The organism is Acinetobacter sp. YH12069 (assembly GCF_013419675.1).
GTDB classification, from domain to species: domain Bacteria; phylum Pseudomonadota; class Gammaproteobacteria; order Pseudomonadales; family Moraxellaceae; genus Acinetobacter; species Acinetobacter amyesii.
Genome location: NZ_VOZS01000013.1, coordinates 1 through 11979, shown reverse-complemented (window position 1 = coordinate 11979; position 11979 = coordinate 1). Strand labels below are relative to the sequence as shown.

Here is an 11979-nt window from a genome sequence, read left to right as displayed (position 1 = left end):
TTTATTTGAGAAATGACCTTTAATAAGATGGATTCAGTAGTTGTTGCTGAATCCATTTTATATTTTCAGGGCTGAATAAACGGTCAATATTTTTCCAAATAGGGTGGAAGCCATAGCCACCTTGTTTCATTTCACGTTTTGCTTCCTCAATGGACCAATGCTGAAAAATTATACGGTACATGGCCGCACTCGCGCCTGTACGGTCTGAGCCGTGGTAGCAATAGATTAATACTTTTTGCTGCTGTTGTTCAGCCACTTTTATGGTTTTCATCACCGCCAATAAATCTTCACGATCGATTTGCCACGTGTGTATCGGAATATGTACAAAATTAATCTTTTGCATATCAATAGCGTTGTCTAAGCGTTCTGGGTCATGATGCCGCGAACGTAAATTTATGATCACATCGATGTGCTGTTCTCGTAGAATAGGGGCGAGATCTGCATCAGGTTGTTCACTGCGAAATACTGTTGGGCTGATCTGATAAAAATTATGCTGTTGATGAACGACTTTTCCCCAATGCTTAGGACGTTCATTTAACGGTAATGGATTTGATGTCATGCAACCCGTGAAGCTGAAGCTAACACTAAGGAGGATCATTGGCAGGATTTTAGCGGTCATTGCTTGTGTTCTGATAGCGAGCGAGTTCGAATGGGTCATGTGCGCAGATGAGATCGATGTCCGGATGCTGTGCTAACTGCTGAATCTTATGAAGTGTGTGCAGTCGCTGTGTATTGTCGGTGGCAAATAAACGCTCAAGCTGATTTAAGGCCCGCGAATGAAAATTTGGATTTAATTGATGCTGTGAGTAATAAGCATCGCCGCAATATAACAACCAGCGATGGTTGTTTTTAATCGCAATACCGGCATGACCCGCGGTATGTCCCAAAAGTGGGAGCATTAAAATATCCTCTTGAAAAATAGATAGACCGGCAGTGTGCTCTAAGTTAAACCATGCTTGCGTCCCGATGTTTTCGATAAAGTTCCAATAACGATGCTGTTGGAACTGCTGTGGTCGATAGCGCAGTCGTGATTTTAAGCTATGAAGATTTTGAGTGGCATTATATTCACTGGCTAAGACATGCACGGTCGCCTGCGGAAAATCTGAGATCCCGCCAGCATGATCAAAATCTAAGTGTGACAACAAAATGTGTTGAACATCTTGAGCCTTAAAACCTAATTTTTGAATTTGATGAATCGCACTTAGTTGCGGATTAAATTTAATCTGCGCTGTGCGTGAAATAAACCGACCTAAACGATTTTGTGGATGTAAATAATCTTGTAAGCCCAGTCCTGTATCGACTAAGACGAGCCCTTTATCAGTTTCAATGAGCAGGCAATGACAAACCAAATGTGCGCGAAAGCCTTTCTGTCCAAATAAAGGGGCACACGTTGGACAAAAACTACCACAATGTAAATGATGAATTTGATGAATCACGGTTTGTTATTTTCAAGTTTTTCTTAGTTATAACGGATTTGAGAGGTTTAACCAATCTAATCCCTGAGAGGAATTTGTAATCAAAAAAAAGCTCATCCGAAGATGAGCAGGTTGGAGAATGCCAGAACGGGCTCGTCATTCGTTCTGAGGGGAAAACTATAGTAACTATAAGTAGCTATGGTTATGATCCGTAGTTGGCTCTAGTGCTGCGCTTAAAAATAGTTAAAGTTGTATCTTCGCTTGGTCACTCGCAGCAGAACTTCTTATCTTACGCTCGGACAGCGCAATGCTCCGTTTTATTCTCACTTAGGTTGAGGCGTTAAACGAAGGTAAGGCGTAACTGCCTTATACCCTTGAGGAAAGCGTTGTTTGATTTCCTCTTCATCTTTTAATGACGGCACAATCACCACATCTTCACCATGTTGCCAGTTGGCCGGTGTTGCAACTTTATGGTTGTCTGTCAGTTGTAAAGAGTCAATGACACGTAAAATTTCATGGAAATTACGCCCCGTTGATGCAGGATAAGTAATGATTAAACGGACTTTTTTATTGGGATCGATGATCACCAAAGAGCGAACAGTTAATGTTTCGCTGGCATTGGGGTGAATGAAATCATAGAGGGTAGACACTCTACGGTCTTTGTCCGCAATGATCGGGAAGTTCACCGTGGTATTTTGAGTATTGTTAATGTCATTAATCCAACCATGATGCGACTCAACATCGTCAACAGACAGGGCAATGGCCTTGACACCACGTTTGCTAAATTCATCTTTTAGTTTTGCGGTAAATCCAAGTTCTGTGGTGCAGACTGGGGTGTAATCGGCAGGATGCGAAAATAAAATGCCCCAACTGTCACCTAAAAAGTCATAAAACTGAATGCTGCCTTCGCTTGAGTCTTGAGTAAAGTCTGGTGCAGTATCACCTAAACGAATCGTCATGGAATATCCCCGTATTTATTGAATTTGTTTAACTTGAAAATAAATATGAAGGATTTTTTTTATGATTAAAAATAGTGTTTTTTCATTTCTTTATGAATATATTTCATATCAAACAGTTTTATTGGGGGATAAATGCGAAATATCTCACGACAGAGTCACTATGTTGTCTGCAGAAAATTTGTTACATTAGCTTGCCTTAAGTCTCCGGGGCTAGAACCCGAGCGCAGAATATTTAAGGGGATTTTTGTGCAAAACCCTTGTACTTCGAATTTCTAGCACCATAATAACGACTAAGAAAATATATTCATTTGACAAGCAAGATTTAGAGAGTCTATTCATGTTGGCAAGTCTGATCGGAGGAATCTTCGGTACCAAAAATGAGCGCGAACTCAAACGCATGCGTAAAATCGTAGAGAAGATTAATGCGCTCGAGCCGACGATATCTGTTCTAAGCGATGCAGACTTATCTGCAAAAACTGAAGAATTCAAAGAACGTTATAACAAAGGCGACAGCCTTGATAAATTATTACCTGAAGCGTTTGCTGTTTGTCGTGAAGCTGCAAAGCGTGTCATGGGCATGCGTCATTATGACGTACAGCTGATTGGTGGTATTACCTTACATGAAGGTAAGATCGCAGAGATGCGTACCGGTGAAGGTAAAACCCTCATGGGAACGCTTGCTTGTTACCTCAATGCGATTAGTGGTGAAGGTGTTCACGTGATTACAGTGAACGATTATCTGGCGCAGCGAGATGCTGAGTTAAACCGTCCATTATTCGAATTTTTAGGTTTAAGCATTGGGATTATTTACTCAATGCAAGACCCAACTGAAAAAGCTCAAGCGTATCGAGCTGACATTACTTACGGTACCAACAACGAATTCGGTTTCGATTACTTGCGTGACAACATGGTGTTTTCTGCTGCTGAGAAAAAACAGCGCAGCTTAACCTATGCCATCATCGATGAGGTCGATTCGATCCTGATTGATGAAGCGCGTACACCGTTGATCATTTCTGGTCAATCAGAAGACTCTTCTCAGTTGTATGCTGCCATTAACAGCATTCCACCAAAACTTCATGCACAAAAAGAAGAGAAGGTGCCAGATGGCGGTCACTTCTGGATTGATGAAAAACAGCGTTCTGTAGAAATGACCGAAGTCGGTTATGAAACCGTGGAAGCTGAATTGATTCAAATGGGCTTGCTTGCTGAAGGTGAAAGTCTATATTCATCTGCAAACTTGAACTTGGTACACCATGTTTCTGCGGCCATTCGTGCGCATTACCTATACCAACGCAACGTGCATTACATCATCAATGATGGTGAAGTGATTATTGTCGATGAAAACACCGGTCGTACCATGCCGGGTCGTCGTTGGTCTGAAGGTTTGCATCAAGCAGTAGAAGCAAAAGAAGGTTTGGAAATTCAACCTGAAAACCAAACTTTGGCAACCACCACATTCCAGAACTATTTCCGTCTTTATAAGAAATTATCAGGGATGACGGGTACTGCAGATACTGAAGCTGCAGAAATGAAAGAAATTTATGGCTTGGATGTTGTACTGATTCCAACCCATCGCCCGATGATTCGTAATGACCAAAATGATTTAATCTATTTAAACCGTGAAGGTAAATACAACGCCATCATTCAAGAAATTCAACGTGTTCATGAAGCAGGTGTTGCACCGATTCTGATTGGTACAGCAACCATTGAAGCCTCTGAAATTTTATCAGATAAGCTGAAAGAAGCTGGCATTCAACATGAAGTGCTCAATGCGAAACAACATGAGCGTGAAGCGGATATTATTGCGCAAGCGGGTTCACCGCGTGCAGTGACGATTGCTACCAACATGGCCGGTCGTGGTACCGATATTCTGTTGGGTGGTAACTGGAAAGCCTTACTGGCGAAGATTGAAGAGCCAACGGCAGCAGATGAAGCGCGTTTAAAAGCTGAGTGGGAACAAAATCATGACATGGTGTTGAACTCTGGTGGTTTACACATCATTGGTTCAGAACGTCATGAATCTCGTCGTATTGATAACCAGTTACGTGGTCGTGCGGGTCGTCAAGGTGACCCAGGTGTATCACGGTTCTACTTGTCGCTTGAAGATGACTTGATGCGTATCTTTGCTGGTGATCGCGTGGTTGCGATGATGCGTGCCATGGGTCTGAAAGAAGATGAAGCCATTGAACATAAAATGGTGTCACGCTCGATTGAAAATGCACAACGTAAAGTTGAAGCACGTAACTTCGATATTCGTAAAAATCTATTGAAATACGATGACGTAAACAACGAGCAACGTAAGATTATTTACTCTCAACGTGATGAAATTCTTGAAGAAGCATCATTGCAAGATTACATCGAAACAATGATTCAGGATGTGACTAAAGGCATGATCGAAGTATATATTCCACCTGAGTCTATTCACGATCAGTGGGATATAGAAGGTCTTGAAAAGGCGCTACGTGAAGATCTATCGATTGAACTGCCAATTTCGCAGTGGTTAGAGCAAGATCGTCGTTTGGATGAAGAAGCTTTGGTTGAACGTATTACTGATGAAGTTCTTCAGCACTACCGTTCACGTCGTACGCAAATGGGTGACGAAACGGCTGCAATGCTCGAACGTCACTTTATGTTGAATTCATTGGACCGCCATTGGAAAGAGCATTTGGCAGCAATGGATTACTTACGTCAAGGGATTCATTTACGTGGTTATGCGCAGAAAAATCCTGAGCAAGAATACAAAAAAGAAGCCTTTAATTTATTTGTAAACATGCTTGCTGTGATTAAGTCAGATGTCGTGACAGATTTATCTCGTATTCATGTGCCTACAGCCGAAGAGCTTGCAGAAATGGAAGCTCAAAAACAGGCTCAAGCTGAATCAATGAATCTTCAATTGTCACACAATGACTTTGATAATTTGTTGGCTGAAGCCAACGGTAATGATGTTATCGATGCGCAATATACACCTGCAGAGCAAGTGATTGTTCCGCCAGAAAGTCGTAACTCACCGTGCCCATGTGGTTCAGGTCTAAAATATAAACAATGTCACGGTAAAATTTAAACAGCATTGTTTAATTTCAAATAAATCAGAGCCATCGCGCTCTGATTTTTTATTTACTCAGCTGATCTGACCTGAATAGTATTTGCAGTGCAGCGGATTAAATGTTATTTAGTTTCTATCAATAACCGTAAGACGGAAAAGACAATGAAAAAAGTACTAAAACCGTTCATGATTGCTGCTTTGGCTTTGCCAACTTTTACCTTTGCAAACGCTCCTCAGACGACTTCTGTAGAGAAAGTTCAACAAGCAGTTGGTCCAACAACAACTCAAGTACAGATTGGTACTGACGGTCAAGTGACTGTAGCAAGCCCGCGTACGGGTATTCGCTATACCTTTGCCAATCCAAATCGTCCGATCGTATTGCAAACTGCGAAAATTGCAGCAGCCAATGCGGCGAATGCTGACCGTATTGTGGCTGAAAACCCAGCACTTTCTGCTGCGAGTCAACAAAAAGCGAAACAAGTGCTTCTTGATGAAGCAACTCAGCTGGCGCGTAACTAATTTACGACGAACAGTGGTAAAGACCAGTCGGAAGACTGGTTTTTTTATGTGCAAAAGAAATCCACAATAAAATTACAGCAAAACCGTGCTTCTGCTCGATTTTTTATAGATTTTGCACTAAGCTGTATTTTTTATAACTCATATAGTTGGACGTTGAAAAATGGCAGTTGGTGACGTATCTATGCCACAGATGCATGTGGTGAAAGGTGTAAAAATCGGTTCGGCTGAAGCATATGTGCGCTATCAGAACCGACGTGACCTTGTCATTTTTGAATTTGCTGAAGGTTCTAATGTTGCAGGCGTTTTTACTCAAAATGCATTTTGTGCAGCACCGGTCCATATTTCGAAAGCGCACTTATTGGCAGGTAATCCACGTTATTTAGTGATTAACACCGGAAATGCCAATGCCGGTACTGGCAAAATCGGCATGGCAAATGCTGAAGCGACGTGTGCGAAACTGGCGGAACTGGCAGGTGTTCAAAATACAGAAGTCCTTCCTTTTTCAACGGGTGTAATTGGCGAGCAATTACCTATTGATCGTTTGGTTCAAGGCTTGCAACCCGCATTAGATAGTTTACAAGAAGATGCTTGGTTGGATGCGGCAACAGGCATTATGACCACAGATACCACACCTAAAGGTGCATCTGAGCAGTTTGAGCTAGATGGGGTTTTGTATACCATGACTGGTATTTCTAAAGGTGCAGGCATGATTCGTCCAAATATGGCGACCATGTTGAGTTATGTAGCAACGGATGCACCCATTAGTCGTGAGTTAGTGCAACAGCTTTTGAAAACCACAGTTAACCTGTCGTTTAACCGTATTACAGTGGATGGTGATACCTCAACGAATGACTCATGTATTTTGATTGCAACGGGTCAAGCTGGTGGCGTAGAAATTACTTCAGAAACAGATTCACGTTATGCTGCTGTTTTAGACGTGTTAACACGTGTGATGAAACGACTTGCACAGCTTATTGTCCGTGATGGTGAAGGTGCGACGAAGTTTATTACTGTGGCAGTAGAAGGCGGTGCAGATACTCAAGAATGTTGTGATATTGCTTATAGCATTGCACATTCACCGTTGGTTAAAACTGCAATCTTCGCATCAGATCCAAACTGGGGTCGTATTTTGGCAGCAATTGGTTATGCCGGTGTGCCAAACTTAGATGTTGAAAAAATTCAGGTCTGGTTGGGTGATGTTCAAATCTGTAAAGATGGTGGCGCAGCAGCAGATTATACCGAAGCAGCAGGGGCTGCGGAGATGGAAAAATCTGAAATCACGATCCGTGTAGATTTAGGGCGTGGCAGTGCTCAAGATACTGTGTATACCTGTGATCTGTCGTATGACTATGTCAAGATTAATGCAGATTATCGTTCATAAGATATTTGATGTTTTTGAAAAGCCTCCGTTGTGAGGCTTTTTTATAAGTGGAACTTTTTAATGACCGGTAAAAAATAGCCAAGTGCCATATTTATGGGTCAGTTGTGAAGCACCTGTGTAGTAGCAGGCATTAAGGGTAGAGAAGACGTTGTGATGAATAATGCAAACAACTTAATTGCAAATGAAGCAAAATCAATTGTACAAGCGCATTTGGATCGTTTGGGCGATGTTAAAGAGCATCACTTAACGGAAGCTGCAAAGCTTGAAAAGTTTGAATTAATTAAAGCGGAACTCAAAAAACGTAACGCTGTCCTTGTTGCACACTATTACTGTGATCCTGAAGTGCAGGAACTAGCAGAACTGACAGGTGGGTGCGTTTCGGATTCACTTGAAATGGCACGTTTTGGTCGGGATCATGAAGCAACGACGTTGGTGGTTGCAGGGGTGAAATTCATGGGGGAGACCTCGAAGATTTTATCTCCTGAAAAAACCGTACTGATGCCTACTCTAGAGGCAACATGCTCACTTGATTTGGGCTGTCCGGTCGATGAATTTACTAAATTTTGCGATGCACATCCGGATCATACAGTTGTAGTATATGCCAATACCTCGGCAGCAGTGAAAGCGCGTGCAGATTGGGTGGTCACCTCGAGCTGTGCAGTTGAAATTGTTGAGCATTTAGATAGTTTAGGTGAAAAAATTATTTGGGCACCCGATCAGCATCTCGGTCGTTATATTCAAAAGAAAACCGGTGCAGACATGTTGCTATGGGATGGGGCATGTATTGTTCATGAAGAATTCCGTGCGCGTGGTATTGCCAATATGAAAGCGTTGTATCCTGATGCAGCAGTTTTGGTGCATCCAGAGTCACCAGAATCTGTGGTGGATATTGCAGATGCCGTCGGTAGCACCTCGCAACTGATCAAAGCTGCACAAACCTTGCCACACGAACGTTTAATCGTGGCAACAGATCGTGGTATTTTTTATAAAATGCAGCAAGCTGTACCAAATAAAATTCTCATCGAAGCACCGACGGCAGGTGAGGGAGCGACTTGTCGTTCATGTGCGCATTGCCCTTGGATGGCCATGAATGAATTGGATGGCATTCTGGAAGTTTTACAAAAAGGCGATCAGGAAATTTTTGTAGATCCGGCATTGGCTGAGCGTGCTAAATTGCCTTTAGATCGGATGTTGAATTTCAGTGCCAGTTTAAAACGTTAATTTTTGCTTGAAAAATGATTAAAGTGCTTGATAAATAATCGCTTGAAATGATTTTTTATGTTTTTTTGAAGATAGGTGTTGACGTTAATCAACGTCACGCCTAGAATGCACACCGTACCGCACGATATGCGATACAGCGAAAGCTGAGATGAAACGGAGCATAGCACAGCCTGGTAGTGCACCTGGTTTGGGACCAGGGGGTCGTAGGTTCGAATCCTACTGCTCCGACCAATTTCTCAAGGCAAAAATCGCGTGATAGTCTATGTCATCGGTAATGCGCCTGTAGCTCAGTTGGATAGAGCATCCGCCTTCTAAGCGGATGGTCACAGGTTCGAATCCTGTCAGGCGCGCCATTATAATGGTGTTCTGATACTAGAATCTGAAACTTGTTGTGATGGTGGATGTAGCTCAGTTGGTAGAGCCCCGGATTGTGATTCCGGTTGTCGTGGGTTCGAATCCCATCATTCACCCCAATTCGGAGCATAGCACAGCCTGGTAGTGCACCTGGTTTGGGACCAGGGGGTCGTAGGTTCGAATCCTACTGCTCCGACCATTTTCTCAAAGAAAACGGTCGATAAAAGATACCGCATACAGCGGTTTTTTTATGCCTGTAATTTAAAATGCGTTATATTGGTTATTCACAAGCAAGAACATGATGGTGGATGTAGCTCAGTTGGTAGAGCCCCGGATTGTGATTCCGGTTGTCGTGGGTTCGAATCCCATCATTCACCCCAACTTTTAAAGTTGAAAGCGGAGCATAGCACAGCCTGGTAGTGCACCTGGTTTGGGACCAGGGGGTCGTAGGTTCGAATCCTACTGCTCCGACCATTTATCTCAAAAGCAATACTATGAAAAAGATGCCGCATTTAGCGGTTTTTTTATGCCTGAAATTTATAAAAAATAAAAAAGCCACCTGAAGGTGGCTTTTCCAAATTCCGCTATTTAGGGGATGATGGTGACATTTACACGACGGTTGATGGCACGATTTGTTTCGGTGTCATTGGAAACCATCGGCTGTTCAGCACCACGGCCAATAATTTGAATATTTGAACTGTTATAACCTTGCTTTAAAAAGACGTTTGCGACGCTTTGCGCACGTTTTTCTGACAGTTGTTGGTTGTAATTGGCTTGTCCAACATTATCCGTATGACCAATAAACTTAATTTTGTTTAGGTCATATTTAATCAGTTGAGTGGCGAGTGTATTTAACTTGCCTTGTTGGTGAGGTTGAATTTGATAATCATCAAAACCAAATAAAAGTCGTTCTGGTAGGGCAAGTGTCCAACCATCATTGGTCAAGACAAAACCTTCTTTTTTAAGCATACGTGCTTGTTTATAGCTTAAGTTACCTAAACTCATGCAGGCTGTCATAGTGGCCGTGAATGCAAGTATAAATAAAACTTTAAATGCGTTCTTTAACATAGCAAATCCTATGAGTTGGGGCGGTGTAGTGCAATGCACCAATGATTATTCGAAAGTTTAGCATCATACATCGCGCGTTCCGCATCTGCGATCAAATCTTCTGGCGATTTTGCATTTTGGATCAGTGCCACACCAATATTAGCTTGTAATGCAATATTATGTTGCTCATAAACAAATGTGGAACCATAGCATTCATGTATTTTGTGACAATAGACTTCGAGTTCTGTCAGGAAATTTAAGCGATTGATAATAATTGCAAATTCATCACCACCGAGTCGCGCAACGAAAGCATCATCTGGCAGTGCTTGTTTTAAACAATGTGATGAGGCACGCAGTACTGCATCTCCAGCTAAGTGTCCATATTGGTCATTCACATGTTTAAAGTTTTCAATATCGACAAAGAACACAGCAGCATTCGCTTGTAGGTCAAATAGCTCAAACAGCTTTTCATAAAAATAATTACGATTTGGCAATTGGGTTAATGCATCATGACGTGCTAGATGAATTAGCTTGTCATTTTCTGAAATTAAGTTTTTATTTGACTGTTCGATTTCACTGAGTAAACCATTAAAGGCGGTACTGAGTGCGTGTAATTCTTGAATATCAGAGTTTGAAACCCGCATTTTATAATCTTTCTTAATACTAATGGTTTGGGCTGATTCAACAATCGAGCGAACGGATTGCATTAAGTATTGATAAACAGAATTCACCGACCAAAACACAGTAGCCAATAAAAGTATAAAACCTAAAAATAAACCCAATAAAATTTTATGGAAGAAACTAACTAAATCTGAAGAGTTTCCATATACGATCAGTTCACCATAACTTTTCTGATCATGATGGATATCTAAACGAATCGGTTGGCTAAAAAAGAAATAATCTAAAATCGCTTGGCTGGAAAATGTTGAAATTTCTTGTTGCTCAGCATGAGCCAGCGACGCATTTTGATGGTTTGTAATTTCTATCGATCGAATGGGATACAGTTGAGTGTATTCGTTTAAAATTTGATGCATCGTTGTTTGGTCATTAAACACCACAGCAGGTTGAACGCGTTCGTTTATTGCGTTCGATAAAATCGTTAAGCTGTTTTTTGCATAGGTATGCATGGTATAGGTGGAAATAACCAAAAATATCGCAGAACAAATTGTAAAAGTTAAAGCAAAGATGGTGAGCTGCGAACGCGTAAATAATTGGTGCAATGTAATTGGATTATAGAGTTGTTTCATTCAGCTGACTCCGATGACTTCGCCAGTAATAAAACGCGTGGATCAATATGTATTTGTGACTGCGTTAAACTTTCCATATTAATTTTAAACGAATAACTCTGATTTTTTTTATACAAACAAAATGCACTGCCCGACTCACACTCACTATTGTTACTACTTAGAGAGAGGGCGGGGAAATTAACATGGTTGTTTAAAATACTTTGTTCTTCTTTTGCTGATAGATTGGAAAAAAATAAAACTTGGCAATGACTGGATTTGATGTCATTCACATTGATGGCTGTAATTTTATAACTGCTGTGGGTTGGCGCAAGTTTTTTAAAATCATTGACTAAACTTGAATTATTAATCACGCAAAATTTGGGTGAAGTGGTTTCCCACTTGGCATAACTCAAAATAGAGAAAGTGGTTGTGAAAATATTTGCTGTGGGAGCTGCATATAATAAGGGTGAAATGGAGCACGCCATTATTAAATAGGCAGTTTTTTTTAAAACAACCATACGAAATCAAAAAATGTCTTAAATTAAATGGAATGAAAATTGGGTGTATATACGTTTTATTATATGAAATAGGGCGTATATAGCCCAATAATAATACAAAAGAATGTTTATGTGTTTAAAAAAGCGACATGCGTAAAATAAATCATAAAAAAGGTGTTGCAACGAATGTGAAATACTGTAGAATGCACATCCATCGGCGGTGATGAAGATTAAAACTTCTGATAAAACAATGACTTGGTTGAATTAATTAAGTTGGGTTTTATTTGATAAGTTTAAAAATAATTTGAATTACCGGT

10 protein-coding genes and 6 tRNA genes are annotated in these 11979 nt (G+C 41.1%); 10 read left to right on the top strand and 6 right to left on the bottom strand.

The window, feature by feature from the left end:
• Positions 1–19: 19 nt before the first annotated feature.
• From FTU16_RS11065 to FTU16_RS11055, 3 genes are all read right to left on the bottom strand, one after another.
• Positions 20–559, bottom strand: a complete 540-nt coding sequence (locus FTU16_RS11065; RefSeq protein WP_373683458.1) for a dual specificity protein phosphatase family protein — start codon at positions 557–559, stop codon at positions 20–22.
• Positions 560–608: 49 nt separating this feature from the next.
• Positions 609–1436, bottom strand: a complete 828-nt coding sequence (locus FTU16_RS11060) for an MBL fold metallo-hydrolase (RefSeq protein ID WP_180118295.1) — start codon at positions 1434–1436, stop codon at positions 609–611.
• A gap of 302 nt (positions 1437–1738) precedes the next feature.
• The gene (locus tag FTU16_RS11055; protein ID WP_180163244.1) at positions 1739–2374 is read right to left on the bottom strand and encodes a peroxiredoxin; all 636 of its coding nucleotides are present in this window, start codon (positions 2372–2374) and stop codon (positions 1739–1741) included.
• 337 nt (positions 2375–2711) lie between these two features.
• Here FTU16_RS11055 and secA point away from each other — a divergent pair, with 337 nt between their 5' ends.
• The 10 genes from secA (at position 2712) to FTU16_RS11005 (ending at position 9366) form a co-directional block, all read left to right on the top strand.
• A complete protein-coding gene (secA, locus tag FTU16_RS11050; protein ID WP_180163243.1) occupies positions 2712–5435 on the top strand; it encodes a preprotein translocase subunit SecA in 2724 nt (907 codons plus the stop codon).
• A gap of 144 nt (positions 5436–5579) precedes the next feature.
• Positions 5580–5936 (top strand): hypothetical protein, encoded by a 357-nt coding sequence (locus tag FTU16_RS11045; RefSeq protein WP_180055834.1) that lies wholly within the window; start codon positions 5580–5582, stop codon positions 5934–5936.
• A 160-nt stretch (positions 5937–6096) separates the two neighbouring features.
• Positions 6097–7317: a bifunctional glutamate N-acetyltransferase/amino-acid acetyltransferase ArgJ gene (gene argJ, locus FTU16_RS11040; RefSeq protein WP_180005408.1), complete on the top strand. Its 1221-nt coding sequence runs from the start codon at positions 6097–6099 to the stop codon at positions 7315–7317.
• 153 nt (positions 7318–7470) lie between these two features.
• Positions 7471–8538: a quinolinate synthase NadA gene (gene nadA / locus FTU16_RS11035; protein ID WP_078191211.1), complete on the top strand. Its 1068-nt coding sequence runs from the start codon at positions 7471–7473 to the stop codon at positions 8536–8538.
• Between the two features lie 154 nt (positions 8539–8692).
• Positions 8693–8769, top strand: a tRNA-Pro gene (locus FTU16_RS11030).
• Positions 8770–8814: 45 nt separating this feature from the next.
• Positions 8815–8891: transfer RNA gene (locus FTU16_RS11025), tRNA-Arg, on the top strand.
• A gap of 44 nt (positions 8892–8935) precedes the next feature.
• Positions 8936–9011: transfer RNA gene (locus FTU16_RS11020), tRNA-His, on the top strand.
• 3 nt (positions 9012–9014) lie between these two features.
• Positions 9015–9091 (top strand) — tRNA-Pro (locus tag FTU16_RS11015).
• Between the two features lie 105 nt (positions 9092–9196).
• A tRNA-His gene (locus FTU16_RS11010) sits at positions 9197–9272 on the top strand.
• Between the two features lie 17 nt (positions 9273–9289).
• Positions 9290–9366: transfer RNA gene (locus FTU16_RS11005), tRNA-Pro, on the top strand.
• A 114-nt stretch (positions 9367–9480) separates the two neighbouring features.
• Here FTU16_RS11005 and FTU16_RS11000 read toward each other — a convergent pair.
• From FTU16_RS11000 to FTU16_RS10990, 3 genes are read right to left on the bottom strand one after another with little or no spacing between them, the layout of a single operon-like run.
• On the bottom strand, positions 9481–9960 hold the full coding sequence (locus FTU16_RS11000) for an OmpA family protein (RefSeq protein WP_078191210.1): 480 nt from the start codon (positions 9958–9960) through the stop codon (positions 9481–9483).
• 8 nt (positions 9961–9968) lie between these two features.
• Positions 9969–11186 (bottom strand): diguanylate cyclase domain-containing protein, encoded by a 1218-nt coding sequence (locus tag FTU16_RS10995; protein ID WP_180005406.1) that lies wholly within the window; start codon positions 11184–11186, stop codon positions 9969–9971.
• Positions 11183–11683 carry a YfiR family protein gene (locus tag FTU16_RS10990; protein WP_180103195.1) on the bottom strand — a complete coding sequence of 167 codons (501 nt, stop codon included), beginning with the start codon at positions 11681–11683 and terminating at the stop codon, positions 11183–11185. The genes FTU16_RS10995 and FTU16_RS10990 overlap by 4 nt, the downstream gene beginning before the upstream one ends.
• Positions 11684–11979 lie beyond the last annotated feature (296 nt).